We start from the raw sequence: 25,674 nt of genomic DNA on the forward strand, positions 1-25,674 counted from the left end.
CTTAATGGATCTGAACTGAACAACACTCACTGAGGCGTTTTGGCCGTCGGCAAGAGGTGCTCCTTGAACGGTATCTCAGCGGGTACGCTGATACCGCTGGCAAGCCACTGACTGCTCCACCCGAGAATCAGGTTTTTGGACCAGTCTGCGACCAATAGAAACTTTGGCACGAGCTGTGATTCTTTCCACCACCCGTCCTGCTGTACCGGCCCCAGGCTCAACAGCCCGACCGCCACGACCACCAGCAACACGCCACGCGCTGCGCCGAAGGCCATGCCGAGAAATCGGTCGGTCCCGGATAGCCCGGTGACGCGAACCAACTCGCCGATAAGATAATTGATCATTGCGCCTACGATTAACGTGGCGACAAACATGATGGCACAGCCCGTGATTACACGAGCCGATGGCGTTTCTATGTATCCGGCGAGGTACTCGGACAATGAACCACCGAACATCCAGGCGACGACTCCTGCGATGATCCAGGTCACCAGCGATAATGCTTCTTTGACGAAGCCGCGGCTCAGACTGATCAATGCGGAGATGGCGACTATTGCAACGATCGCCCAATCAACCCAGGTAAATGGCACAGTGCAGCCTACAGACGGATAAGGCGGCGCATTTTAGCAGAGCCCATGCTGATCGGTAAGCTGCGATTGTCAGTGCATTTCAAATCGGGGTGATAGTTTTAGCTACTATCGAAACCGCACTCGCCCCTGTAGCAGCTGGCGAAGCCTGAGTCCGGCTGCTCAGCAGCCGTAAAATCAGGCAATTGGGTCTATTTGGCACACCGTGCAAGCGTGATTGACGGCTGCTTCGCAGCCGGACGCAGGCTTCGCCAGTTGCTACAGGGATAAGCGCGTTTTAACCGCGCTCGGGCTGGAAGCGCACCACAAAACCCTTGAGGTTCTGCTGGCGGCTTAGCAAGTCGCGCAAACGGTCGGCTTCTGCGCGCTCAATGAGCGGCCCGACGAATACCCGGTTCTTGCCGTCCGCTGTGCGGATGTAGGCGTTGTAGCCTTGGCTGCGCAAGGATTTCTGCAGGCTTTCAGCGCTGGCACGGTTCGACAGGCTGGCCAGTTGCACCGACCAACTGACCGACAGGCCATTGGCATCGACGCGACTTTGCGTGGTATCGGGTTTGCCAGGGGCCGCGGTGATTGGCTGGGCAGGCGGCGTGCTTGGCTTGGCCGCCATCGCTGGTACAGGCGCCGGCGCGACGGGTTTGGCAGCAGGTGCAGGCGCGACAGGGGCAGTCGGAGCGATAGGCATCGAAGGCTCTTCCTGCTGGGCGATTTCCTCATCGCTCGGTACCGGCTCTTGCGGAAGCGTCTGCGGCTCGGGCACGACCACGGGCTCGACCTGCACTTGCGGCATCGAAGGTGCTTGCGGTGCGGCGGGCGCCTCAACGCTCACCTGGCGTTGTTCATCCTGACGCGAAAACAGCATCGGCAGGAAAATCACCGCCAGTGCCACTAGAACCAGGGCACCGACCATCCGCTGTTTGTAGGCTTTATCCAGCAATGCCATTTGCCGCTTCCTCCGTGGAGCGCCGGGCCAACCATTCAAGGGCCTCGGCGACACAATAAAATGATCCGAACAACAGAATCTCGTCGTCGCTCGTGGCCAATGCACACTGCCCATCGAGGGCTGCAGCCACGCTGTCATAGGACGTTACCGATGCGCCAAGGTTCTGCAACACCCCGTGCAAATCGGCAACTGGCCGTGACCGGGGCGAATTTAGCGGCGCAACCGCCCAGTGCTGGACACTAGCATTCAACTCGCCCACAACACCATCGAGATCCTTGTCCGCCAGCAATCCGAACACGGCCAGACGCTTGCCTGCCGGTGGCCGACTGGCCAGTCGACGAGCCAGGTACTCGGCCGCATGAGGATTATGCCCCACGTCCAGCAACAGGTTCAGGCGCTTGCCTTGCCAATCGAACTGACGGCGATCAAGACGCCCTACCACCCGCGTAGCCTTCAGGGCATCGACAATCTGTGCGTCCACCCACGGCAGGTCCATCAGCAGATAAGCCTGCAGCGCCAGCGCGGCGTTTTCCATCGGCAGGTCAAGCAATGGCAGATCACGCAGCTCAATCACCTGCCCTTGAGCGTCGACACCGCGCCATTGCCAGTGATGATCGGTCACACCCAGATCAAAATCACGCCCGCGCAGGAAAAACGGACAAGCCAGCTCGCGCGCCTTATCAAGCAAAGGTTGTGGAGGATTCAGATCGCCGCAAAGCGCAGGCGCGCCCTGGCGGAAGATTCCGGCTTTTTCGTACGCCACGGATTCCCGGGTATCACCCAGATAGTCGGCATGATCGACGCCGATGCTGGTGACCAGTGCCATGTCGGCATCCACCACGTTGACTGTATCCAGACGCCCGCCCAGACCGACTTCCAGCACCACCGCGTCAAGCCCGGCCTGTTGAAACAGCCAGAACGCCGCCAGGGTGCCCATTTCGAAGTACGTCAGGGAAGTGTCGCCGCGGCCCGCCTCGACTGCAGCAAAGGCTTCGCACAGTTCGGCGTCGGTTGCTTCAACGCCGTTGACCTGCACCCGCTCGTTATAACGCAGCAGGTGCGGAGAATTGTAGACACCGACGTTCAGGCCTTGCGACCGTAGCAACGAAGCCACGAATGCGCAGGTAGAACCCTTGCCGTTGGTGCCGGTGACCGTAATCACCCGAGGCGCCGGCTTGCCCAGTCCCATGCGGGACGCTACCTGTTGCGAGCGCTCCAGGCCCATGTCGATGGCCGAAGGGTGCAACTGCTCAAGGTAGGCGAGCCACTCGCCAAGGGTACGTTGGGTCATATGTTGGCAGGCACCGGCGGAACCACGATTGGCTCGATAGGTGCAGCAACGAACTTAGGCGTCGGCAGGCCCATCATCTGTGCCAGCAGGTTGCCCAGACGCGGACGCAGCTCCTGACGGTGAATGATCATGTCGATCGCGCCGTGTTCGAGCAGGAATTCGCTGCGCTGGAAGCCTTCCGGCAATTTTTCACGCACGGTCTGTTCGATGACGCGCGGACCGGCAAAGCCGATCAGGGCTTTCGGTTCGCCGACGATCACATCGCCCAGCATCGCCAGACTGGCGGAAACACCGCCGTAGACAGGGTCAGTCAGTACCGAGATGAACGGAATGCCTTCTTCACGCAGACGCGCCAGCACCGCGGAGGTCTTGGCCATTTGCATCAGGGAGATCAAGGCTTCTTGCATCCGCGCGCCGCCGGAAGCCGCGAAGCAGATCATCGGGCATTTGTTTTCCAGTGCGTAGTTGGCAGCGCGTACAAAGCGCTCACCGACGATGGCACCCATCGAACCGCCCATGAAGGAGAATTCGAAAGCCGACACCACGACCGGCATGCCCAGCAGCGTACCGCTCATGGAGATCAGGGCATCTTTTTCGCCGGTCGCTTTCTGTGCGGCGGTCAGGCGGTCCTTGTACTTCTTGCCGTCACGGAATTTCAGACGGTCGACGGGCTCCAGCTCAGCGCCCAGTTCGGCACGGCCTTCAGCGTCGAGGAAAATGTCGATACGGGCGCGGGCGCCGATACGCATGTGGTGATTGCACTTGGGGCAAACGTCCAGGGTCTTTTCCAGCTCCGGACGATACAGCACAGCCTCGCAAGACGGGCATTTGTGCCACAGACCTTCAGGCACCGAGCTCTTCTTGACCTCGGAACGCATGATCGAAGGGATCAGTTTGTCTACTAACCAGTTGCTCATGCTTTCTTTCTCCAGTACCGGCGGCTCGAACACTTTGGTTCGCAGCCCCGCGTATGCCCTTGAGCTAAATTCATATGTGCGGCGATGATCGACTGGGTGGCCGGATCAGCAAACGTGACCTGCGTACCACCCAAAAACCCTCAGCCATGCCTGTGGACGGCGGCAGTGTGCCAGCCGTCACATCAACGTGCCTCGTACTGCCTTGATGAACGCCTGAACCTTTGCGTGATCCTTGATTCCCTTGCTCGCCTCTACCCCGCCACTGACGTCGACCGCGTAAGGCCGGACCCGCGCAATCGCTTCGGCAACGTTGTCCGGTGTCAGGCCACCCGCCAAAATGATCGGTTTGCTCAACCCTTGAGGTATCAGAGACCAGTCGAACGCTTCCCCGGTTCCCCCAGGCACGCCCTCGACGTAGGCATCCAGCAGGATACCGCTGGCACTTGGAAAGGCATCGCAAGCGGCCGCAATGTCGTCACCGGCCTTGACCCGCAGCGCCTTGATATACGGACGGTGCCAGCCTTCACAATCCGCCGCCGCTTCATCACCATGGAACTGCAACAGATCCAGCGGCACGGCGTCGAGCAGTTCGCCCAACTCGCAACGGCTGGCGTTGACAAACAATCCCACGGTGGTCACGAACGGCGGCAGCGACTTGATAATGTCCCGCGCTTGCTGAAACGTCACGGCACGCGGGCTTTTTGCATAGAAGACGAATCCGATCGCATCTGCCCCGGCCTCTACCGCTGCCAACGCATCTTCTATGCGGGTAATCCCGCAAATCTTGCTGCGAACGGCTGACATGTCGATAGAACCCCAAGGCAAATCCGAGAAAGTCCCGGATGGTAACAAATGCGTTCGAGGGCGTCAGCCGTCAAGTTCGGTGAAACCGGTCAAGAAGTGCGGGCCAATGTAACGCTGCGGCAATTCGAACTCGTCGCGGTATTCAACCTGCACCAGATACAAGCCGAAAGGATGCGCGGTCACCCCGCCAGAACGACGGATCCGGCTCTCCAGCACCTCTTTCATCCACTCCACCGGGCGCTCGCCGGCACCGATGGTCATCAGCACGCCGGCAATGTTGCGCACCATGTGGTGCAGGAACGCGCTGGCACGGATGTCCAGCACGATCATCTTGCCGTGGCGAGTGACTCGCAGGTGGTGAAGCTCCTTGATCGGCGACTTGGCCTGGCACTGACCCGCGCGGAAAGCGCTGAAGTCATGGGTACCCACCAGATACTGCGCCGCCTCGGCCATACGGTCGACGTCCAGAGGCCGGTGGTTCCAGGTGATTTCATCGTTCAAGTGCGCCGGACGGATCTGATCGTTGTAGATCACGTAGCGATAGCGCCGGGCAATGGCTTTGAACCGCGCATGAAAATCCGCCGGCATGGCCTTGGCCCAGCTGACACTGATGTCGTGGGGCAAGTTGATGTTGGCCCCCATGACCCAGGCTTTCATCGAGCGCTCGACCTGCGTGTCGAAATGCACCACCTGTCCGCATGCGTGCACGCCGGCGTCAGTGCGACCGGCGCAGAGCAGCGAGACAGGCGAGTCGGCGACTTTCGACAACGCCTTTTCCAGGGTTTCCTGCACGGTGAGCACGCCGGAGGCCTGACGCTGCCAGCCGCGATAACGCGAGCCTTTGTATTCAACGCCCAACGCGATCCGGAAAAAGCCGTCGGCCGCCATTTCGGCGGCAGGATTATCTATATTTGCCAAGGGGTGACAGCCTGCTGATGTACGCAAAGGCGGGCATTATAAGGCTGTGGGAGGTGGAAGCCAGTGACGGTTACCCAAAGATCAAAAGATCGCAGCCTGCGGCAGCTCCTACACAGGCTCTGTATTCATTGCACGCAAACAAAAACGGCAGCCTCAATGGGCTGCCGTTCTCTTTACGACTTACCGAGCATTCAAGCCAGACGCGACAACATCTCCTTTGCTTCGCTCTTCTGCCCGTCATCACCCTCGGTCACCACCTCGTTGAGGATGTCCCGCGCACCGTCGTTGTCGCCCATGTCGATGTAGGCCTGGGCCAGATCGAGTTTGGTCGCCACTTCGTCGGTACCGGAAAGGAAGTCGAACTCAGGCTCGTCAGCGGCGGAAGCCATGGCGTCTTCCGCTGAAAAGGTCGGCCCGCTGATGTCCTGGGACAGGCGGTCGAGCTCCGCGCTGAAGTCGTCCGGCTTGGCGGACAAATCGTCGGCAGCGACGGGGGCGTCCATTTCGTCCGCCAGCGACAGGTCGAAGTCGGCCGGCAACTCCAGATCGTCCAGTGCTACTTCCGGGACGGTCGGCGCTTCGACTACCGGCAGATCCTTGGCATCGTCGTCCAGGTTCAGCAGGAAATCATCTTCGGCCAACGTGGCTGGCGAAGCTTCACCCCCGAGGTCCATGTCCAGATCAAAATCAGACAGGTCGTCGAGGTTTTCCTTGATGTCAGTCTGCTGCTGCAATACCGACTCAAAGCTCAGATCATCGTCAGACGGGAATGCGTCCAGCTCTTCCACGGGGTCCGCTTCGGGAGAAACGACGGCCGGAGAAGCGGCTTCCAGATCATCCAGGCTCAAGTCGAAGTCATGATCAAAGCTGTCATCAGCCGGCACCACTGGCGCAGGCGCTTCTGGCTCGTCCAGCATCAGGTCCTTGACGTACTGGGCATCCATTTGCGCTGCGATCGCCGCAGCGCCGATACCACCCGCCGCCACGAGCGCCATGGCCGGGAAGCGGCTTTTCAACTGCTCGACCTGAGCGAAGTTGTCGCCGTTGGCAATCAGCTTGCGCTCCTGGGCGACGAACGCATCGCGATCGCCCTGCTGCCCGTAGACTTCCATCAGCTTCAAGCGCAAATCACTGCGTTGCGGCTCCTGCTTGATGCCATCTTCCAGTATCGCGGCGGCCTGATTCAGGCGACCGGCAGCAATGTGCGACTGCGCCCGGCCCAACACATCATCATTGTGCTCGGCGGCTGGCGAGATCAGCGGCGCTGCGATCGGTGGCGTTACGATGACCGGAGCGATCACTGGCGCCGGTGCAGGCACAGGCACAGGCGCTGGAGTCGGCTCTACAGCCGGCGTCGTGGCGAGCTTCACGCTTGCAGGCGGAACTTCCAGGCCTTCGAAGCTGCTTTCCGGCAAATCGTGATCGACCGAGAATTCCTGCTCCTCGGACAATGCGCGAGCCATGCGCAGATGCTTTTCAGCTTCTTGCTGAGCTTTGCGCCGACGGGCCAGTAAGAGCAACAGAAGCAGCAGGATGACTGCACCACCGCCGACCATGCCCAGCAACCATGGATTGGTCAGCAGCTCATTGAATTTCTGATCGTCAGTGGTTTTAACCGGCGTCGGCTCGACAGGCTTCTCGGCAGGTGCCGGCGCGGCCTCAGGTACCGCCGCCTCCGGCGCTGGCGTCACCGGTGCAGTCGGCACGGCTTCAGCAGGCGTCGCAGCCGCCGGACTGGACGCCAGTTCCGCCGACATGGCGGGCGCGGCAGCAACGTCCACCGGAGCGTCTGCAGCGCCCTCAGCCTGCAACTTGGCCAATTGGTTGTTCTTCAGTTCAATCAGGCGTTGCAGCTTGTCCAGCTGACTTTGCAGATCGGTCATGCGGCTTTTCAGTTCGGCGTTGTCACGACGGGTCGTGTCGAGGCTTTCCTGGGTCACCGCCAGCTTGTTGCTCAATTTCTTCGCATCGCCCGCAGCGCCTTTGGCACCGGGCTTGCCCGTCTCGGCCGAGACCAGGCTCAAGTTGTCCTTGGGAGCTTGCGAGGTCGCGCCATCACCGCGAGGACGGTTAGTGGCATCCAGTTGTTGCTGGCCAGCGCCCGCCTTGGGTACATAGCGACGGCCCTGACGCCAGGCGGTGTTCTGTGCGGCGACTTCGGCGATGGCTTTAGGTTGCGGCAGATTGGTGCTTTGCGCCTGATCCGGCAGACGCAGCACCTGACCGGTTTTCAACCGGTTGATGTTGCCATCGATAAAGGCATCCGGGTTCAGTGCCTGGATGGCCAGCATGGTCTGCTGAATCGAACCGCCATTACGCGCCTTCGCAGCGATTTCCCACAAAGTATCGCGCGGCGTGGTGGTGTACTGGGCGGGTTTGGTCGCGCCGGTGACCGGTGCAGCGACAGTTTGCGTCGGTGCAGGCTGAGCAGCCGCGTCAGCGGTCTGCGGCGAGAATTTGGAGGGATCGAGCAACACGCTGTAATCGCGCATCAACCGACCGCTTGGCCACATGACCTGAACCAGGAATTTCACCATCGGCTCGGACAGTGGCTTGCTGGATGTCACACGCAGGATGCTTTTACCGCCGGGGTTGAGCACCGGCGTAAAGGTCAGGTCGTTGAGAAACGCCTGGCGGTCGACACCGGCCTTGGCGAAATCTTCGGGTGAGGCCAGGCTCGGCACCACTTCAGCAGCAGTGAGCTCCTTGACATCAAGAAGCTCGATTTCCGCCACCAGCGGCTGGTTCAGCGTCGACTTCAGGGTCAGCTCCCCGAGCCCGAGGGCATGCGCCACACCGGAGGACAGCGCCGAGGCGGCCGCTATTGCTAACACCAGTTTGCGAACTTGAACCATAGCCTCATCCTTTGTTTGAACATTCCTCGGCCAGCGAGAAGGTGTTGATAGTCGCTGCCGTAAGGCATTGCGCGCGGCGGCGAAGGGTCGTCGCGCGCGATCTTTTCTTTCTTGCCACGCGAAGCCCCGAAGGGTGACTCGCGATCAGCACTTCGGCCAAGCATAGCGCCCGGCCAGATTCAGTCGACAAATTGTTGCCAAGTATCTTTTACGCTAGGTCTTTTATCAACAATTCAGCCACCTGCACAGCATTGAGCGCGGCACCTTTGCGTACGTTATCTGACGTCAGCCAGACATTAAGTTCCGACGGGTCGTCGATTCCCCGGCGGACCCGACCGACGTACACCACATCCTGCCCTACCGCGTCGCCCACCGCTGTCGGGTAATCGCCAGCTTCTACCAGTTCGATGCCTGGCGCGTCTTCGAGGGCCGCGTTGACTTTCGCCAGGTCGACTTCACGCGAAGACTGCAGGGTCACACTAAAGCTATCGCCAAAAAACACCGGCGCTTGAATGCACGTAACGGAAATCTTTAACGAAGGCAGCGCCAACACCTGACGCACTTCGCGAACCAGGCGTTTTTCCAGCAGGGTATGGCCCTGTTCATCCGGCTTGCCGACCTGAGCCAGGAGGTTGAACGCCATCTGCCGATCAAAGAACGTCGGCTCCAGCGGACGCACATTCAGCAGCTCGGCGGTTTGCCGGGCCAGTTCAGTCACGGCTTCACGACCCTGGGCTGATACCGCCAGACTCGCCGTCAAATTGATACGTTGCAGGTCGATGATGCTGAGCAACGGCGCCAGCAGCACGGCCAGGGTGGTGGCCGAAGGACTTGGGCTGCTGACCTGGAAAGGCTTTTTCATCCCGACGAGGATATCGCCATTGGCCTCAGACACGACTTGCGGCGCCTGGTCGGCGGGCAACGCGCCGGACAGGTCGATCAGCGAACAGCCGGCAGCCGTGGCGCGCGAGGCGAAGCTGAGGGTGACCGCGGGACCGGCGGCGAAGAACACCAGCTGGACCTTGCTGAAGTCGAACTCATCGACTTCGCGCACTCGTACGTTCTTGCCGCGAAATGGTACCGAATGCCCGGCGGACTCGCTGCTGGCAAGCAGGTGCAGGTTGCCCACCGGGAAGTCGCGCTCTTCGAGAATCTGCACAAGCGTTTCGCCGACAGTACCGGTCGCGCCGATCACGGCAATATCAAGGGTCTGGCTCATGGTTTTACCTCTGGCGAAACGGGGGGAGCGGCACTTTACCGGGTGGGTGGCATGCAAGCAATTGATCGGCGAAACCTTGTAGCAGCTGCCGAAGGCTGCGTTCGGGGACGAAGCCCTCGCTTAGGGGATCCCTCAATCGTTCAAAAGAACCCAGCGTTCAGTTTCTACGACTGCTTCGCAGCCGAACGCAGGCTTCGCCAGCTGCTACAGGGGTTAATCGGCGCGTAAAAAAACCCGCACCTCTTTCAAGGCACGGGTTCTTTCATTGCATCAATCGATCAACGCTCAAGCAGAATCCGCAGCATGCGACGCAGCGGTTCGGCCGCGCCCCACAACAGCTGGTCGCCGACGGTGAAGGCACCGACGAATTGCGAACCCATGTTCAGCTTGCGCAGACGGCCAACCGGTACATTCAAGGTGCCGGTGACCTTTGTCGGGCTCAGCTCCTGCATGCTCATCTCACGGTTGTTCGGCACCAGCTTGACCCATGGGTTGTGCTGGCTGATCAGCCCTTCGATGTCGGCGATCGGCACGTCTTTGTTCAGCTTGATGGTCAGCGCCTGGCTGTGGCAACGCATGGCGCCGATGCGCACGCAGATACCGTCGACCGGAATCGGGTTCTTGAAACGACCCAGTATCTTGTTGGTCTCGGCCTGAGCCTTCCACTCTTCGCGGCTCTGACCGTTCGGCAGTTCCTTGTCGATCCACGGGATCAGGCTGCCGGCCAACGGAACACCGAAGTTTTCGGTCGGGTACGCGTCGCTGCGCATGGCTTCGGCCACACGACGGTCGATGTCGAGGATCGCGCTGGCAGGATCCGCCAATTGATCGGCGACAGCGCCGTGGGTCACGCCCATTTGCTTGATCAGCTCACGCATGTGCTGCGCGCCGCCACCGGAGGCCGCCTGATACGTCATGGCGCTCATCCACTCCACCAGACCGGCTTCGAACAGACCGCCAAGGCCCATCAACATCAGGCTGACGGTGCAGTTGCCGCCGATGTAGTTCTTGGTGCCCGCATCGAGCTGCTGGTCGATAACCTTGCGGTTTACCGGGTCCAGCACGATCACCGCGTCATCCTGCATGCGCAGGCTGGAAGCGGCGTCGATCCAGTAACCCTGCCAGCCAGCTTCGCGCAGTTTCGGGAAGACTTCGCTGGTGTAGTCGCCACCCTGGCAGGTCAGGATCACGTCGAGGGTCTTCAGCTCTTCAATGCTGTAAGCGTCCTTGAGCGGCGCAATATCCTTGCCCACGGACGGGCCTTGGCCACCGACATTGGAAGTGGTGAAAAACACCGGCTCAATAAGATCGAAATCCTGCTCTTCCAGCATCCGCTGCATGAGCACGGAACCGACCATACCGCGCCAACCGATCAGACCTACACGTTTCATCGCAACTACACCTTCTTTAAAAAGTGGGCCGCTGCTTTCGACGTTGAAAGTGGCAGCGGGCCCGAGAGATTACAGATTCCGCAGCGCGGCGACTACTGCGTCGCCCATTTCCTGCGTACCGACCTTAGTGCAACCCGTCGACCAGATGTCACCGGTACGCAGGCCTTGATCCAGAACCAGGCTCACGGCTTGCTCGATGGCATCAGCGGCAGCCTGTTGGTTGAAGCTGTAACGCAGCATCATCGACACCGACAAAATGGTCGCCAACGGGTTGGCAATGCCTTTGCCTGCGATGTCCGGCGCCGAACCGTGGCACGGCTCGTACATGCCCTTGTTGTTGGTGTCCAGGGACGCCGACGGCAGCATGCCAATGGACCCGGTCAACATGGAAGCCTGGTCAGACAGGATGTCGCCGAACAGGTTGTCGGTCACGATCACGTCGAACTGCTTGGGTGCGCGCACCAGTTGCATCGCGGCGTTGTCGACGTACATGTGGCTCAGTTCGACTTGCGGGTAATCCTTGGCCACTTCTTCGACGATTTCACGCCACAGTTGGCTGGACGCCAGCACGTTGGCCTTGTCCACCGAGCACAGCTTCTTGCCGCGCACCATGGCCATGTCGAAACCGACACGGGCGATACGGCGGATTTCGCTTTCGCTGTAAGGCAGCGTGTCGTAAGACTGACGCTCGCCGTTTTCCAGGGTGCGGGTACCGCGTGGCGCGCCGAAGTAGATGCCGCCGGTCAGCTCGCGAACGATCAGGATATCCAGACCGGAAACGATTTCCGGCTTCAAGCTGGAGGCGTCAGCCAGTTGCGGGTAGAGGATCGCCGGACGCAGGTTGCCGAACAGGCCTAATTGCGCACGGATTTTCAGCAGACCGCGCTCTGGACGGATGTCACGCTCGATGGTGTCCCATTTCGGGCCGCCCACGGCGCCCAGCAACACAGCGTCAGCCGCGCGGGCACGCGCCAGGGTTTCGTCGGCCAGCGGCACGCCGTGTTTGTCGATGGCCGCGCCGCCGATCACGTCGTGGCTGAATTCAAAGCCCAGGCTGTACTTGTCGTTAGCCAGCTCCAGCACCTTGACCGCTTCGGCCATGATTTCCGGGCCAATACCGTCACCTGGGAGAATCAGAATCTGCTTGCTCATGCTTTCCTCATGTCATCAGTCGGTGCACCCCTTGGGCGCACCCGGAAAAATTCTATCGTCCGGCGGCTATCGTTCAGTGCTTAGCGTTCTGCAAACAGAACCAGCACATCGGTACTGAACGAACCATCGGCCTCAATCTCAAAATATTCGCGCACTTCGTTGCCCATCGACTGCTGCAACTCGCGGATCGCCGCGCGCATCACCTGTGGCGTGCGCATGCGTTCGACCCAGGAGTTGTATTCCAGGCGCAGACGTTGACGGGTGGTGCTGCGGGTATGCAACCCCGCCTCACTGACCTGACGCAACCACTCGCCGGCGCAATAGTCGCGCACATGGCTGGTGTCGCGCAGTACTTCGACGCTTTGCAGGTAAGTGTCGAACAGCGGGCTACCTGGTGACAACACATCGATGAACGCTGCCACGCCACCCGGCTTCAGTACCCGACGGACTTCGCGCAACGCCAACCCCAGATCGCTCCAGTGGTGCGCGGAGTAGCGACTGAAGACGAAGTCGAATTCACCGTCGGCGAACGGCAGGCGTTCCGCAGCGCCAAGGACCGTCGACACGTTGCTCAAGCCCCGGTCAGCAGCAGCACCGGCCACCACGTCGAGCATCTGCTGCGACAGGTCATAAGCCACCACGTCCTTGACCAGCGAGGCGACGTGAAAACTCACGTGACCGGCGCCGCAACCCACGTCCAGCACCCGTGCATCGCCCTGCCCTGCCAGTTCGGCCTGTAGCAGCGCGAATTCGGTGCCTTGAGCGTGTACGGCGCTGCTCAAATAGGCGGAGGCCTGTTCACCGAATTGCTTTTGTACAACCTGACTGTGGGCGGTGCTGGTCATGGGGATTTCCTTTTGGGTTTAAGCCTTGTGTTGCCTGGTCGGGCCTCATCGCTGGCAAGCCAGCTCCCACAGGGTTTTGTGAACCCCGCAAATCCAATGTGGGAGCCAGCCTGCTGGCGACGGCGTCATCACGCCTTACGCAAATTTACGCGTCACGAAACAACCAAGGCTGACTCGCCCGGTGCTTGCCTTCAAACGTCGCAATCGCCTCGTGGTCCTGCAAGGTCAGGCCGATGTCGTCCAGACCATTCACCAGGCAATGCTTGCGGAATTCATCCAGCTCAAAGCTGTAGATCTTGCCATCCGGCCGGGTCACGGTCTGGGCTTGCAGGTCGACCGTCAACTCGTAGCCAGGATTCGCTTCAACCTGCTGGAACAGCTCATCAACCTCAGCGTCACTCAAGATGATCGGCAGCAAGCCGTTCTTGAAGCTGTTGTTGTAGAAGATGTCGGCATAGCTCGGCGCGATAATGCTACGGAAACCGTATTCTTCCAGGGCCCACGGCGCGTGTTCACGGCTGGAACCACAACCGAAGTTCTCACGGGCCAGCAACACACTGGCGCCCTGATAACGCTCGGCGTTGAGCACGAAATCCTTGTTCAGCGGACGCTTGGAGTTGTCCTGGTAGGCGTAGCCCACGTCCAGATAGCGCCACTCGTCAAACAGATTCGGACCAAAACCGGTGCGCTTGATCGACTTCAGAAACTGCTTCGGAATGATCTGGTCGGTGTCGACGTTGGCCCGGTCCAATGGCGCGACCAAACCGGTGTGTTGGGTAAAAGCTCTCATGTGCGGTTCCTCAGATCAGTTCGCGAACGTCGATGAAACGACCGTTGACGGCAGCCGCCGCGGCCATGGCCGGACTCACCAGGTGCGTACGGCCACCGGCGCCCTGACGCCCTTCGAAGTTGCGGTTGGAAGTCGAGGCGCAATGCTCGCCCGACTCCAAACGGTCCGGGTTCATCGCCAGGCACATTGAGCACCCCGGCTCACGCCACTCGAAACCGGCTTCGAGGAAAATCTTGTCCAGACCTTCTGCCTCGGCCTGCGCCTTCACCAGGCCCGAGCCTGGCACGACGATGGCTTGCTTGATGGTCGAAGCGACTTTGCGGCCCTTGGCGATGACGGCCGCGGCGCGCAGGTCTTCAATTCGCGAGTTGGTGCACGAACCAATGAACACGCGATCCAGCTGGATATCGGTGATGGCCTGATTGGCACTCAAACCCATGTATTTCAAAGCGCGTTCGATGGAACCGCGCTTGACCAGGTCCATTTCCCTGGCCGGGTCCGGCACGTTCTGATCAACGGCCAGGACCATCTCTGGCGAGGTGCCCCAACTGACTTGCGGCTTGATCTGGGTCGCGTCGAGTTCAACCACGGTATCGAACTTGGCATCAGCGTCGGACACCAGGTCTTTCCAGGCTTCGACCGCCATGTCCCATTCCGCGCCTTTCGGGGCGAATGGACGGCCTTTGACGTATTCCACGGTTTTTTCGTCCGCAGCGACCAGACCTACCCGAGCACCGGCCTCGATGGACATGTTGCAGATGGTCATGCGGCCTTCGATCGACAGATCACGAATCGCGCTACCGGCGAACTCGATCGCATGACCATTACCGCCAGCGGTGCCGATCTTGCCGATTACCGCGAGCACGATGTCTTTGGCGGTGACGCCGAACGGCAATTGGCCTTCGACGGACACCAACATGTTTTTCATTTTCTTGGCGACCAGGCACTGCGTGGCAAACACATGCTCGACCTCGGAAGTGCCGATGCCGTGTGCCAACGCGCCAAACGCGCCGTGGGTCGAGGTGTGCGAGTCGCCGCAGACGACAGTCATGCCCGGCAAGGTCGCGCCCTGTTCCGGGCCGATCACGTGAACAATCCCCTGACGCACGTCATTCATTTTGAATTCAGTGATGCCATATTCGTCGCAATAGTCGTCGAGGGTCTGAACCTGCAAACGCGAGACCTGGTCGGTGATTGCTTCGATCCCGCCCTTGCGATCCGGGGTAGTCGGCACGTTGTGGTCCGGGGTGGCGATGATCGAGTCGACGCGCCAAGGCTTGCGCCCGGCCAGGCGCAGGCCTTCGAAAGCTTGGGGCGAAGTCACTTCATGGATGATGTGGCGGTCGATATAGATCAGCGACGACCCATCGTCGCGCCGTTTCACTTCATGGGAATCCCAAAGCTTGTCGTAAAGCGTTTTGCCGGCCATCAGACGGTCCTCATCAGCTTGTTTCTATGCCCTGGGCTTTTTCAATAACCCCTTGGCTTGTGAGGTCGATCCTAGGGGGTTACATTAAATAACTCAAATTCATATTTTTTATGCTTTGGATAACCAACTGGAATACTGCAATGGACCTCGCCAACCTCAATGCTTTTATCGCGATTGCCGAGACCGGCAGCTTCTCTGGCGCAGGCGAACGGTTACACCTGACCCAGCCTGCGATCAGTAAACGCATCGCCGGTCTGGAGCAGCAATTGAAGGTACGCCTGTTCGATCGCCTGGGCCGTGAAGTCGGTCTGACCGAGGCTGGTCGCGCCCTGCTGCCGCGGGCTTATCAAATCCTCAATGTGCTCGACGATACCCGCCGCGCCCTGACCAACCTGACCGGCGAAGTGACGGGCCGCCTGACCCTGGCGACCAGTCACCACATCGGCCTGCACCGTTTGCCGCCCTTATTAAGGGAGTTCACACGACGCTACCCCCAGGTCGCGCTGGATATTCAGTTCCTCGATTCGGAAGTAGCCTACGAAGAAATCCTCCACGGTCGCGCCGAACTGGCGGTCATCACCCTCGCACCAGAGCCCCACTCGCTGGTCAAGGCCACACCGGTGTGGGACGACCCGCTGGACTTTGTGGTCGCGCCGGAACATTCACTCATCAGCAACGGTGCCGTCAGCCTGGCGGACATTGCCCTGCATCCGGCCGTGTTCCCCGGCGGCAACACCTTTACCCACCACATCGTCCAGCGTCTGTTTGAAGCGCAGGGCCTGACGCCAAACATCGCCATGAGCACCAATTACCTGGAAACCATCAAGATGATGGTCTCGATTGGCCTGGCCTGGAGTGTATTGCCACGCACCATGCTCGATGATCAGGTGGCGCGTATACCTTTGCCGGGCATACAGCTCACTCGCCAGCTAGGCTATATCGTGCACACCGAACGGACGCTGTCGAATGCGGCACGGGCCTTTATGGCCTTGCTGGATGCACAAATCGATCGGCCAGGGACTCATGGCTAACGTGTGCTACGCCTATAGAGCCGCGAGACCCTGCGCCTAACGCCCACTCAGCTTAAGGCTTGCCAATGCCGAAATCTGTTGACCGAATTCCGCCAATGCCGCGTATTCAGGCGCTTGACCCAAAACAGTCAGAGCAGAGCTGGGAAAGCGCACCGCAATTGCTGGCCGCCCTTAACGGTGCACGCCTGGGCGCCTGGTATTGGGACATCGAGCGCGGGCAGATCAGCTGGTCACGGGGCACTCAAGCGCTGTTCGGCTTCGACCCGCACGCGCCATTGCCCGCCGACCTGGAATACCTCGACCTGCTGCCGCCAGAAGATCGGGCGAAGACCGTCCGCGCCTTTAACGCAGTGATCGCCGGCGCACCGCTGGCACAGGCGATGCACCACCGTATTCGCTGGCCCGATGGCAGCCTGCATTGGCTCGAAATCAATGGCAGCCTGCTGCCAGACAAGGATGGGCACCCACGCATGATCGGCGTAATCCGCGAAATCACCCATCAGCGCCAGCGCGAACAAGCCCTGACCAGCTCGGAGAAGCGCTTCGCAACGCTGTTTCACCTGTGCCCGAACATGGTGCTGCTGACTCGTCAGGAAGATGGCCTGATCACCGAGGCCAACCAGTATTTCGAGAGCCTGTTCGGCTGGCCCGTGCAGGATGCCATTGGCCGCACCACCCTCGAGCTTGGCTTGTGGGTGCACCCGGAACATCGCGAGCACCTGGTCAAAGCCACCAAGGCCAAAGGCGAGCTGGTCAGCATGGAAGTGCAGTTTCGTGCCAGCAACGGGCAAATCCACGACGGCATCCTCAGCGCACAAAAGGTCGAGCTCGAAGGCCAACCGTATCTGCTGAGCACCTTCCTCGACACGACTGAACGCAAGGCCGCCGAGCATGCCCTGAAAGACAGTCAGGAGCGTCTGGACCTGGCGCTGGATTCTGCGCAACTCGGCACCTGGGACTGGCACATTCCCAGCGGCATGCTTTACGGCTCGGCGCGCGCTGCGCAATTGCACGGAATGGAAGCCAAACCCGTCCATGAATCCTTCGACGAGTTTTTCGAGGGTGTGCCCGGTGAAGAGCGCGACACCATGCGTGACGCCTACCGCAGCTTGCGCGAAGGTCCCGCCGGCAATTATCAGCTGACCTATCGAGTGCAATTGGCGGACGGCACTTCGCGGTATCTGGAGAGCCGCGCCCGCCTCTATCGCGATGAAAATGGCACGCCCTTGCGCATGGCTGGCACCCTGCTGGATATCACCGAACAGGTGGAGCGCGAACAGCAGTTGATTGCCTCGGAAGAAAAGTTCGCCACGCTGTTCCAGGTCAGCCCGGATCCGATTTGTGTCACTCATCAGGACAGTGGCCAATTCATCGAAATCAACTCCAGCTTTACCCAGACGTTCGGCTGGAGCGCCGCCGATGTGATCGGTCGAAGCGCCGATGAAATCGGCCTGTGGGACGCCTCGTCCAAAAGCCTGCAGCGGATCGAACAGGTCATCCGTGAACAGGGATTGAGCAACGTGGCGATCCACGTCCAACACAAGAACGGGCAGTCGTTGACCTGCGTGATCTCCAGTCGCCAGATCAGCGTCGGCGACCAGCCGTGCATCGTCACCAACCTGCGTGACATCACGCAACAGCAGCGCTCCGAAGCGGCACTCAAGGCCAGCGAAGAGAAGTTCGCCAAGGCGTTTCACTCCAGCCCCGACGCCATCACCATCACCGAGCGCGACACCGGACGCTATCTGGAGGTCAATGACGGGTTCTGCCGACTCACCGGTTACCGCGCCGATGAAGTCATCGGGCGGACGGTGTACCAGGTGGGCATTTGGGCCGAAGAAAAACAACGGTCCTCGCTGCTGGCCGAGTTACAGCTCAAAGGCCGGGTTCACCACCAGGAAATGCTCGGGCGCAACAAACGGGGCGAATTGCTGACCGTCGAAGTTTCGGTAGAACCGATCACCCTTAACGAAACCGCGTGCCTGCTGCTGACCGCGCGTGACGTCAGCCTGCTGAAGAACGCCGAAGCGCAGATCCGTCACCTGGCCTATCACGATCCACTGACCAATTTGCCCAACCGCGCACTGCTGATGGATCGCCTCAGCCAACAGATCGCCCTGCTCAAGCGCCACAACCTGCGAGGCGCACTGCTCTTTCTCGATCTCGATCACTTCAAGCACATCAATGACTCGCTCGGCCATCCGGTCGGCGATACGGTGCTGAAAATCATCACCGCGCGCCTTGAAGCCAGCGTGCGCATGGAAGACACGGTCGCGCGCCTGGGCGGCGATGAATTTGTCGTGCTGCTGAGCGGCCTGGAAGGCTCGCGCAACGAAGTCAGCGCCCAGGTGCGCGAGTTGGCGGACACCTTGCGTGAACTGCTGTCGGAACCGATGTTCCTCGACGGCCAGCGCCTGCAAGTGACGCCGAGTATCGGTATCGCCTTGATTCCCGATCATGGCTCGACGCCAACCGACCTGCTCAAACGCGCGGACATCGCGCTGTATCGGGCCAAGGATTCAGGCCGCAACACCACGCAGATGTACCACAACACCATGCAGAAGGCCGCGAGCGAACGTCTGCGCATGGAAACCGACCTGCGCCTGGCACTTTCAAGGGGCGAGTTTCGCGTGCACTACCAACCCCAGGTGGACGCCCGGGACAACCGCATCGTCGGCGCGGAAGCGCTGGTGCGCTGGAATCACCCGGAACTCGGCGCGCAATCGCCCACCGAATTCATCAAGGTGCTCGAAGACAGCGGACTGATTCTCGAGGTCGGCGCCTGGATCGTCGACGAGGCCTGCGGCGCCTTTAAGCAATTGATGGCCCAGGGTCTGATCGATCCGCTCGATTTCAGCCTGTGCGTGAACATCAGCCCACGACAGTTTCGCCAGAATGACTTCGTCGAGCGCATCGAACACAGCCTCAGCAGCCATGGGCTGCCCTGCTCACTGCTGAAACTGGAAATCACCGAAGGCATCGTCATCCAGAACCTGGAAGACACCATCAACAAAATGCGCCGCCTGAAAAAACTCGGCGTGAGTTTCGCGATGGATGACTTTGGCACCGGCTATTCCTCCTTGACCTACCTCAAGCGCCTGCCGGTCGACACCCTGAAAATCGACCAGTCATTCATCCGCGACGCAACCACCGACCCCAACGACGCCGAAATCATCCGCGCCATTGTCGCCATGGCCCGAAGCCTGGAGTTGAAGGTGATTGCAGAAGGGGTTGAGACAGCGGAGCAATTGGAGTTTTTGCAGGGGCTGGGCTGTCACTTTTATCAGGGGTATTTGCACAGTCGGCCGTTGCCGGTGGAGGAGTTTCAGGAGCTCCTTCGTTGATTTACTGGCAGACAAAAAAAGGGCGCCATTGGCGCCCTTCTTGATTGCTCTGAATTAATGCTGCAGAGCAGGTTGCTGCGTCCCGTTGATAGGGATGCGTTTGGCTTTCGCCTCTTCCGGCACGACGCGCAGAAGGTCAATGCTCAGCAGACCATTACGCAGGTCGGCGGCTTTGATCTCGATGTGGTCCGCCAGGCGGAACGACAGCTTGAACGCACGTTGGGCGATGCCTTGATGCAGGAAGGTGACGCCTTCGGTTGCATCGCGTTTGCCGCCACTGATGGTCAGCACACCCTTCTCGACTTGCAGGTCCAGGTCTTCTTCCTGGAAACCGGCTGCCGCTACGACGATGCGGTATTGATCGTCGCCGTGTTTTTCAACGTTGTAAGGCGGGTAGGTGCTGCCTGGTTCGTTGCGCAAGGCGGTTTCAAACAGGTCGTTGAAACGGTCGAAACCCACCGAGGAACGGAACAGGGGCGCCAGGGAAAATGCAGTACTCATGATTCAAAATCTCCTGAAAATAATCAGCAAGGTTCTATGTCTCCGCGACCCGAATTCGGCATCGCGTAACCCTTAGATAGGGACCACTGATTACATTTCAAGAGGTTTTTTGAAGATTTTTTCAGGCCGCTTCGCGAACTTGCAAACCCAATAAACGCGAGACCTGATCGAGTTCGGTTTCGCGTCTCAGCACGGTGAAAAGTTCAACTGCTTCGGGGTAGTTGCGGGTCAGCATCGCCAGCCATTGCTTCAGGCGGCCGGGTGATTGGCGGGGTGTCATCTGTGCCTTGGCTTGCAGCCAGAAGTCCTGGATGAGCGGCAACAGTTCGGCCCAGGTCATCTCGACGACGTCTTTACCGGCTCGCGCCGCAGCAATTTGACGCGCCAGGTCGGGACGCGACACCAGGCCGCGACCGAGCATGATGTCTTCCACGCCACTGATTTCGCGGCAGCGACGCCAGTCTTCGACGCTCCAGATATCGCCGTTGGCGAACACGGGCACCTTGACCACGTCCTGCACTCGCGGGATCCATTCCCAATGAGCGGGTGGCTTGTAACCGTCGGTCTTGGTTCGTGCGTGCACGACGATGTGAGCCGCACCGCCTTCGGCCAGCGCCGTGGCGCAGACCAGCGAGCCGTCGGGACTGTCGAAGCCCAGGCGCATTTTGGCGGTGACCGGGATGTGAGCCGGAACCGCGCGGCGCACATGCTCAACGATCTGGTTCAACAGCTCAGGCTCTTTGAGCAGAACGGCGCCACCGCGGGATTTGTTCACGGTTTTGGCCGGGCAACCGAAGTTAAGGTCGATTACCTGGGAGCCCAGTTCGCAGGCCAGCGCGGCGTTTTCCGCCAGGCAAACCGGGTCGGAACCCAGCAACTGCACGCGCAGGGGCACGCCGGCAGCGGTTTTGGCGCCGTGCAGCAGTTCAGGGCCGAACTTGTGGTAATAGGCAGGCGTGAGCAGCTGGTCGTTGATGCGGATGAACTCGGTCACGCACCAATCGATACCGCCCACCCGAGTCAGCACGTCCCGCAGGATGTTGTCGACCAACCCCTCCATGGGCGCCAAAGCAATTTGCATGAAAAACACACTCGACGAAAAACGTGCCGCAGTTTACTGGATTGCGCGGGGAATCGCAGATTCCTTGTAGGAGTGAGCCTGCTCGCGATAAACGATGACGCGGCGTAATGGCTAAACCGCGCCGCCCGAATCGCGAGCAGGCTCACTCCCACACTAGATTTGGGTGGTGTTCAATTCTTGCGACAACAACGCCGGCCCGTAGCCCTCGATAAACTCTGCCGGCATGCGCTTGGGCTTGCCGGTGGACAGCTCGATACAGACGAACGTGGTTTGCGCCCTCAGCAACGTGGTGTTGTCGCTGGGGCGCTTGAGTTGAAAGTGCCGGGTCATTTTGAGGCGCTGGTCCCAATCGACAATCCAGGTTGCCAACTGTAACTCGTCACCTTCATAGGCAGCCGCGAGGTAATCGATCTCGTGCCGGACCACGGCCATCGCCCGGTCAAGACGCCGATACTCGACCAGGTCCAGGCCCAGGCGCTGGGAGTGGCGCCAGGCGCAACGCTCGAGCCAGGTCACATAGACCGCGTTGTTCGCGTGCCCCAGCCCATCGATGTCCTCGGCGCCCACTTCCAGATCAATGATAAATGGCGTTGCCCGATCCCAGCCCATGCCCCACTCCCAGTCAGAAAATTTTGACCGGGGCAGTGTAACGGATGCTCAAGCGGATTGGCGCGATTGCAGGCTGCGTCCGGCCAACAGTGATAACACGCCATCAATGACCCGAGGATCGGCCAATACTCGCTGATGACCACCCGCCTCCAGACGCAACAGACGACTGTCGAACCAGGCTTCATGGATCAGCTGAGACTCTTTGACCAGGACAAAATCATCATCTTCGGCATGGACGATCAGGCCCGGCATATCGAGCTGATAGTGCGCCACATCCAGCGTGGCGGCGCGCATGCCGACGTCATTCTCGACCTGACGAATGAATGCCGAGCGCGCTTTGGGTGGCATCCGCACGTAGCGCGCAAAACCACGCAGTACTCCGAGAATTCGTGCCGGGGCGGCAATGGTTACCAGGGTTTCAGTGCGCAGGCCCAACTGCACGGCGAGCATCGCACTGGCGCCCCCCATGGAATGGCCGATGACAGCGCGCAGCGGTGGCAACTCAGCGGCGGCTTCGAGCATGGCGCGGGCGAAGAGCACGACATTTGCCTCTCTACCCGGAGAACGACCATGTGCCGGGCCATCCAGCGCAACCACGCTATAACCGGCCTCAACAAGTGCGGTGATCAGACTGGCGAACTGCGTGGGGCGCCCTTCCCAACCGTGCATCAGCAAGACCGCCGGGCCCTGCCCCCAGCGCAGTGCGGAGAGACCGAAGCGCAACGTGATGCGCTCGGAGTTTGCCAGCAACGGCAACTCCCAATCACGCGGTGGCCGCGTGCGCGGGGTCATGAATGCGAGTCGCATTTTGCTTGCGACCAACTGCGGTGCAAACCAGCCCAAGGTGCCATTAACGCCACGAACCCACTTTAACGCGTTCATCGCTCTCACTCCCCAGGCGTTCGCCTTCAGGTCATTGCACCGCTGATTTTGCGGCGCGCAGCAATCGATCAGACAACTCTCCCGGCCCCAGCGCCCGCGCCAGAGCCAAACCACCCACCATCAAAGCCATGTCGGCCAGGGCCTTTTCGGTTTCTTCCGGGCTGGCCGCCAACTGCGCGACCATCATCTCCACGTGCTCATTCAGCGCGACACGAAATGCGTCTGGCAGCCGCCCCAATTCGCCGACAGACGCCGGGATCGGGCAAGCGGAATCAGAAGAGTCACGGTGTTTGCGCGACAGATAAAACGCAGCGACCAACGCCCGCCGCTCTTCACCGGTCAACTGGTCATCCATATCGGCGATCAGCTCACGACGATGACCGAGCAACTGTTTGAACGCCTCCAGCATCATGGCGTCCTTGCTTTCGAAGTGCGCATAGAAGCCGCCAACCGTCAGGCCAGCAGCCCCCATCACCTCGCCCACGCTCGGTTCGGCCGGGCCGCGCTGAATCAGCGCTGCGCTGGCGGCCTTGAGGATGCGTTCGCGGGTTTGTGCTTTTTTATCGTTCATCGTTGCCTCCGAATATTACGACTAGAATATTATTCTCATAATAATTTTCCGCAAGTCGTGGATGTGACCGCTGGTCTGAAGAAGAGTGTGAGAGAAATTGAGGGTTTGGCCAAACGCCAGACAAACAAAAGGGCCATTCAATAATTGAATGACCCTTATAAAATCCCGCAGAGCGGGTAATCGTGGCGTCCCCTAGGGGACTCGAACCCCTGTTACCGCCGTGAAAGGGCGGTGTCCTAGGCCACTAGACGAAGGGGACGCAAAACCTTCTATACAACTGATCAGTGCTGAGAGCTGATCGATTCAAGGCCGGTGTGGCCAGACCTTGAACTGTAAAATTGGTGGAGCTTAGCGGGATCGAACCGCTGACCTCCTGCATGCCATGCAGGCGCTCTCCCAGCTGAGCTAAAGCCCCGGATTTTTCGCCTCGCGGCGGAGCGACATCTTGCAACATCGCTTCTGTAAAACTGGCGTCCCCTAGGGGACTCGAACCCCTGTTACCGCCGTGAAAGGGCGGTGTCCTAGGCCACTAGACGAAGGGGACGCAAACCCTTCTATACAACAGATCAACGCTGAGTGTTGATCGCTTCAAGGCCGGTGTGGCCAGACCTTGAAGTGTAAATTGGTGGAGCTAGACGGGATCGAACCGTCGACCTCTTGCATGCCATGCAAGCGCTCTCCCAGCTGAGCTATAGCCCCTCATCGCTGAGGACGGGGCGAATCTTAATGGCGCATCGAAAGGCTGTCAAACTTATTTTTAAAATATTTCAAAGTTTTTTGCCGACATAACAATCACTTACCGCCCTTCCCCCGTAAATCCGGGGATGTATCCGTTCCTGTAGCAGCTGCCGCAGGCTGCGTTCGAGTGCGTAGCACTCGCTCCACCGGACGCCTTGCCCTTTCAGGCAGATTACGTGGCGGCCATCAAGGACTGCTTCGCAGCCCAACGCAGCCTTCGGCAGCTGCTACAGGTGAACGTCATCAATGACGGGTGAGCGTCAAGGATTCGGTAGGTCAGGCGATGTTGCCCAAGAGTTTTTCCCACTCTTTGTTTTCTTTCTTCGACACACCACCAAGCAAGTCGATCGCCTGGCGCAGACGGAAACGGGTCAGGTCCGGCCCAAGGATCTCCATCGCATCCAGCACCGAGACCGAACTGGCCTGGCCCGTGATCGAGGCGAACATCAGCGGCATGGCGTCACGCAGCTTCAGTTCCAGGGATTCGACCACCGCCTGAATCGTCGCGGTGATGCTGTCCTTCTCCCACTGCCGCAGGCTCTCAAGCTTCCACAGGATCAACTGCATCAGCTGACGCACCTGATCGCTCGACAGCTTCTTCGATTCAAACAGCTTCGCATCCGGGTTCACGCCGCCAGCGAAGAAGAAGCCGGCCAGCGGTGCGACCTGGCTGAACGTTTCAACCCGGCCCTGTACGTGCGGTGCGATCTTCATCATGTATTCAGGATTCAGTGCCCAGGTCTGCAGGCGCGAAGCAAACTCTTCCACCGGCAGATCACGCAGCCACTGGCCGTTGAGCCAGGACAGTTTCTCGATGTCGAAAATCGGCCCGCCCAGGGAAACGCGCTTCAGGTCGAAGTTGTCGACCATTTCCTGCAGCGAGAACTTCTCGCGCTCGTCCGGCATCGACCAGCCCATGCGCCCCAGGTAGTTCAGCATCGCTTCCGGCATGAAGCCCATGCGCTCGTAGAACGTCACAGAGGTCGGGTTTTTGCGCTTGGACAGCTTGCTCTTGTCCGGGTTACGCAGCAGCGGCATGTAGCACAGCTCTGGTTGTTCCCAGCCGAAGTACTCGTAAAGCAGGATCAGTTTCGGCGCCGATGGCAGCCACTCTTCACCGCGCAGCACGTGGGTGATGCCCATCAGGTGGTCATCGACCACGTTGGCCAGGAAGTACGTCGGCAGGCCGTCGGTCTTCATCAGTACTTGCATGTCCATGCGATCCCACGGGATCTCGACGTCGCCACGCAGCATGTCCGGAACCACGCAAACGCCTTCACTCGGCACTTTCATGCGGATCACGTGAGGTTCGCCAGCGGCCAGGCGGCGGGCGACTTCCTCGGCGGACAGCAGCAGCGCACGGCCGTCGTAGCGCGGGGTTTCGCCACGCGCCATCTGCTCGGCGCGCATCTGGTCCAGTTCTTCGGCGGTGCAGAAACACGGGAAAGCGTGACCCATTTCGACCAGCTGCTGGCAATACTTCTGATAGATCTCGCCACGCTCGCTTTGACGATAAGGACCGTGCGGGCCGCCCACGTCCGGACCTTCGCTCCAGTCGATACCCAACCAGCGCAGGGCGTCGAAAATCTGCTGTTCGGACTCGCGGGTCGAACGCAATTGATCGGTGTCTTCAATCCGCAGGATGAACTCACCGCCATGCTGCTTGGCAAAGCAATAGTTGAACAAAGCGATGTAAGCGGTACCTACGTGGGGATCCCCGGTAGGCGATGGCGCGATGCGAGTGCGGACGGTGGTCATGGCAAGTCTCGAAATGAAGAT

At 59.9% G+C, this 25,674-nt stretch carries 21 protein-coding genes and 4 tRNA genes; 2 read left to right on the top strand and 23 right to left on the bottom strand.

The features are described from left to right. Positions 1 to 26 precede the first annotated feature (26 nt). From AC3ZVB_RS05520 to leuC, 13 genes are all read right to left on the bottom strand, one after another. Positions 27 to 587 carry a CvpA family protein gene (locus tag AC3ZVB_RS05520; RefSeq protein WP_162437750.1) on the bottom strand — a complete coding sequence of 187 codons (561 nt, stop codon included), beginning with the start codon at positions 585 to 587 and terminating at the stop codon, positions 27 to 29. 274 nt (positions 588 to 861) lie between these two features. Beyond that, entirely contained in the window at positions 862 to 1,527 is a 666-nt protein-coding gene (locus AC3ZVB_RS05525; protein WP_490145989.1) for an SPOR domain-containing protein, read from the bottom strand. After that, the gene (gene folC, locus AC3ZVB_RS05530) at positions 1,511 to 2,818 is read right to left on the bottom strand and encodes a bifunctional tetrahydrofolate synthase/dihydrofolate synthase (protein WP_490145990.1); all 1,308 of its coding nucleotides are present in this window, start codon (positions 2,816 to 2,818) and stop codon (positions 1,511 to 1,513) included. Before folC ends, AC3ZVB_RS05525 begins: the two co-directional genes overlap by 17 nt. Then, a complete protein-coding gene (accD, locus tag AC3ZVB_RS05535; RefSeq protein WP_162437753.1) occupies positions 2,815 to 3,735 on the bottom strand; it encodes an acetyl-CoA carboxylase, carboxyltransferase subunit beta in 921 nt (306 codons plus the stop codon). Before accD ends, folC begins: the two co-directional genes overlap by 4 nt. 177 nt (positions 3,736 to 3,912) lie before the next feature. Next, positions 3,913 to 4,539, bottom strand: coding sequence for a phosphoribosylanthranilate isomerase (locus tag AC3ZVB_RS05540; protein WP_490145991.1), 627 nt, complete (start codon positions 4,537 to 4,539; stop codon positions 3,913 to 3,915). Between the two features lie 63 nt (positions 4,540 to 4,602). After that, positions 4,603 to 5,427 carry a tRNA pseudouridine(38-40) synthase TruA gene (gene truA, locus AC3ZVB_RS05545; protein ID WP_194690765.1) on the bottom strand — a complete coding sequence of 275 codons (825 nt, stop codon included), beginning with the start codon at positions 5,425 to 5,427 and terminating at the stop codon, positions 4,603 to 4,605. A 221-nt stretch (positions 5,428 to 5,648) separates the two neighbouring features. After that, positions 5,649 to 8,312, bottom strand: coding sequence for a FimV/HubP family polar landmark protein (locus AC3ZVB_RS05550; protein ID WP_490145992.1), 2,664 nt, complete (start codon positions 8,310 to 8,312; stop codon positions 5,649 to 5,651). 208 nt (positions 8,313 to 8,520) lie between these two features. Beyond that, positions 8,521 to 9,531, bottom strand: a complete 1,011-nt coding sequence (locus tag AC3ZVB_RS05555; protein WP_490145993.1) for an aspartate-semialdehyde dehydrogenase — start codon at positions 9,529 to 9,531, stop codon at positions 8,521 to 8,523. A gap of 278 nt (positions 9,532 to 9,809) precedes the next feature. Continuing rightward, entirely contained in the window at positions 9,810 to 10,922 is a 1,113-nt protein-coding gene (asd, locus tag AC3ZVB_RS05560; protein ID WP_162439719.1) for an aspartate-semialdehyde dehydrogenase, read from the bottom strand. 69 nt (positions 10,923 to 10,991) lie between these two features. Continuing rightward, the gene (leuB, locus tag AC3ZVB_RS05565) at positions 10,992 to 12,074 is read right to left on the bottom strand and encodes a 3-isopropylmalate dehydrogenase (protein ID WP_490145994.1); all 1,083 of its coding nucleotides are present in this window, start codon (positions 12,072 to 12,074) and stop codon (positions 10,992 to 10,994) included. A gap of 80 nt (positions 12,075 to 12,154) precedes the next feature. Continuing rightward, the gene (locus AC3ZVB_RS05570) at positions 12,155 to 12,919 is read right to left on the bottom strand and encodes a class I SAM-dependent methyltransferase (RefSeq protein ID WP_162439721.1); all 765 of its coding nucleotides are present in this window, start codon (positions 12,917 to 12,919) and stop codon (positions 12,155 to 12,157) included. Positions 12,920 to 13,064: 145 nt separating this feature from the next. Beyond that, the gene (leuD, locus tag AC3ZVB_RS05575) at positions 13,065 to 13,709 is read right to left on the bottom strand and encodes a 3-isopropylmalate dehydratase small subunit (RefSeq protein ID WP_490145995.1); all 645 of its coding nucleotides are present in this window, start codon (positions 13,707 to 13,709) and stop codon (positions 13,065 to 13,067) included. A gap of 10 nt (positions 13,710 to 13,719) precedes the next feature. Beyond that, complete coding sequence (gene leuC / locus AC3ZVB_RS05580; protein WP_490145996.1) at positions 13,720 to 15,138, bottom strand: 3-isopropylmalate dehydratase large subunit; 1,419 nt, start codon at positions 15,136 to 15,138, stop codon at positions 13,720 to 13,722. A gap of 140 nt (positions 15,139 to 15,278) precedes the next feature. Here leuC and AC3ZVB_RS05585 point away from each other — a divergent pair, with 140 nt between their 5' ends. Further along, complete coding sequence (locus AC3ZVB_RS05585) at positions 15,279 to 16,169, top strand: LysR family transcriptional regulator (protein WP_162439724.1); 891 nt, start codon at positions 15,279 to 15,281, stop codon at positions 16,167 to 16,169. Positions 16,170 to 16,234: 65 nt separating this feature from the next. After that, positions 16,235 to 19,513: a PAS domain S-box protein gene (locus AC3ZVB_RS05590; protein WP_490145997.1), complete on the top strand. Its 3,279-nt coding sequence runs from the start codon at positions 16,235 to 16,237 to the stop codon at positions 19,511 to 19,513. A 54-nt stretch (positions 19,514 to 19,567) separates the two neighbouring features. Here the strand turns inward: AC3ZVB_RS05590 and AC3ZVB_RS05595 are convergent, their stop codons facing one another. The 10 genes from AC3ZVB_RS05595 to gltX form a co-directional block, all read right to left on the bottom strand. Further along, positions 19,568 to 20,014 (bottom strand): Hsp20 family protein, encoded by a 447-nt coding sequence (locus AC3ZVB_RS05595; protein WP_162439732.1) that lies wholly within the window; start codon positions 20,012 to 20,014, stop codon positions 19,568 to 19,570. 121 nt (positions 20,015 to 20,135) lie between these two features. Beyond that, complete coding sequence (locus AC3ZVB_RS05600) at positions 20,136 to 21,095, bottom strand: tRNA dihydrouridine synthase (RefSeq protein ID WP_162439733.1); 960 nt, start codon at positions 21,093 to 21,095, stop codon at positions 20,136 to 20,138. A 153-nt stretch (positions 21,096 to 21,248) separates the two neighbouring features. Continuing rightward, positions 21,249 to 21,704, bottom strand: a complete 456-nt coding sequence (locus tag AC3ZVB_RS05605) for an acyl-CoA thioesterase (protein ID WP_194690384.1) — start codon at positions 21,702 to 21,704, stop codon at positions 21,249 to 21,251. 48 nt (positions 21,705 to 21,752) lie between these two features. After that, positions 21,753 to 22,586: an alpha/beta fold hydrolase gene (locus AC3ZVB_RS05610; protein WP_490145998.1), complete on the bottom strand. Its 834-nt coding sequence runs from the start codon at positions 22,584 to 22,586 to the stop codon at positions 21,753 to 21,755. A gap of 31 nt (positions 22,587 to 22,617) precedes the next feature. Then, entirely contained in the window at positions 22,618 to 23,157 is a 540-nt protein-coding gene (locus tag AC3ZVB_RS05615) for a TetR/AcrR family transcriptional regulator (RefSeq protein ID WP_162439736.1), read from the bottom strand. Between the two features lie 183 nt (positions 23,158 to 23,340). Beyond that, positions 23,341 to 23,416: transfer RNA gene (locus AC3ZVB_RS05620), tRNA-Glu, on the bottom strand. Between the two features lie 80 nt (positions 23,417 to 23,496). Then, positions 23,497 to 23,572: transfer RNA gene (locus tag AC3ZVB_RS05625), tRNA-Ala, on the bottom strand. A 53-nt stretch (positions 23,573 to 23,625) separates the two neighbouring features. Then, a tRNA-Glu gene (locus tag AC3ZVB_RS05630) sits at positions 23,626 to 23,701 on the bottom strand. Between the two features lie 79 nt (positions 23,702 to 23,780). Next, positions 23,781 to 23,856, bottom strand: a tRNA-Ala gene (locus tag AC3ZVB_RS05635). Positions 23,857 to 24,171: 315 nt separating this feature from the next. After that, entirely contained in the window at positions 24,172 to 25,653 is a 1,482-nt protein-coding gene (gene gltX, locus AC3ZVB_RS05640; protein ID WP_162439737.1) for a glutamate--tRNA ligase, read from the bottom strand. Positions 25,654 to 25,674: the final 21 nt, after the last annotated feature.

It is taken from the genome of Pseudomonas sp. MDV22-iso1, from assembly GCF_058145095.1.

What these genes read in the sequence shown, in the direction of transcription:
- AC3ZVB_RS05525 (WP_490145989.1), bottom strand. Translation starts at nt 1,527, where the DNA reads ATGGCATTGCTGGATAAAGCCTACAAACAGCGGATGGTCGGTGCCCTG.
- AC3ZVB_RS05615 (WP_162439736.1), bottom strand. Translation starts at nt 23,157, where the DNA reads ATGAACGATAAAAAAGCACAAACCCGCGAACGCATCCTCAAGGCCGCC.
- folC (WP_490145990.1), bottom strand. Translation starts at nt 2,818, where the DNA reads ATGACCCAACGTACCCTTGGCGAGTGGCTCGCCTACCTTGAGCAGTTG.
- AC3ZVB_RS05605 (WP_194690384.1), bottom strand. Translation starts at nt 21,704, where the DNA reads ATGGGCTGGGATCGGGCAACGCCATTTATCATTGATCTGGAAGTGGGC.
- leuD (WP_490145995.1), bottom strand. Translation starts at nt 13,709, where the DNA reads ATGAGAGCTTTTACCCAACACACCGGTTTGGTCGCGCCATTGGACCGG.
- AC3ZVB_RS05550 (WP_490145992.1), bottom strand. Translation starts at nt 8,312, where the DNA reads ATGGTTCAAGTTCGCAAACTGGTGTTAGCAATAGCGGCCGCCTCGGCG.
- AC3ZVB_RS05570 (WP_162439721.1), bottom strand. Translation starts at nt 12,919, where the DNA reads ATGACCAGCACCGCCCACAGTCAGGTTGTACAAAAGCAATTCGGTGAA.
- truA (WP_194690765.1), bottom strand. Translation starts at nt 5,427, where the DNA reads ATGGCGGCCGACGGCTTTTTCCGGATCGCGTTGGGCGTTGAATACAAA.
- gltX (WP_162439737.1), bottom strand. Translation starts at nt 25,653, where the DNA reads ATGACCACCGTCCGCACTCGCATCGCGCCATCGCCTACCGGGGATCCC.
- leuB (WP_490145994.1), bottom strand. Translation starts at nt 12,074, where the DNA reads ATGAGCAAGCAGATTCTGATTCTCCCAGGTGACGGTATTGGCCCGGAA.
- AC3ZVB_RS05595 (WP_162439732.1), bottom strand. Translation starts at nt 20,014, where the DNA reads ATGAGTACTGCATTTTCCCTGGCGCCCCTGTTCCGTTCCTCGGTGGGT.
- leuC (WP_490145996.1), bottom strand. Translation starts at nt 15,138, where the DNA reads ATGGCCGGCAAAACGCTTTACGACAAGCTTTGGGATTCCCATGAAGTG.
- AC3ZVB_RS05555 (WP_490145993.1), bottom strand. Translation starts at nt 9,531, where the DNA reads ATGAGCCAGACCCTTGATATTGCCGTGATCGGCGCGACCGGTACTGTC.
- asd (WP_162439719.1), bottom strand. Translation starts at nt 10,922, where the DNA reads ATGAAACGTGTAGGTCTGATCGGTTGGCGCGGTATGGTCGGTTCCGTG.
- AC3ZVB_RS05610 (WP_490145998.1), bottom strand. Translation starts at nt 22,586, where the DNA reads ATGAACGCGTTAAAGTGGGTTCGTGGCGTTAATGGCACCTTGGGCTGG.
- AC3ZVB_RS05590 (WP_490145997.1), top strand. Translation starts at nt 16,235, where the DNA reads ATGCCGAAATCTGTTGACCGAATTCCGCCAATGCCGCGTATTCAGGCG.
- AC3ZVB_RS05540 (WP_490145991.1), bottom strand. Translation starts at nt 4,539, where the DNA reads ATGTCAGCCGTTCGCAGCAAGATTTGCGGGATTACCCGCATAGAAGAT.
- AC3ZVB_RS05600 (WP_162439733.1), bottom strand. Translation starts at nt 21,095, where the DNA reads ATGCAAATTGCTTTGGCGCCCATGGAGGGGTTGGTCGACAACATCCTG.
- AC3ZVB_RS05585 (WP_162439724.1), top strand. Translation starts at nt 15,279, where the DNA reads ATGGACCTCGCCAACCTCAATGCTTTTATCGCGATTGCCGAGACCGGC.
- accD (WP_162437753.1), bottom strand. Translation starts at nt 3,735, where the DNA reads ATGAGCAACTGGTTAGTAGACAAACTGATCCCTTCGATCATGCGTTCC.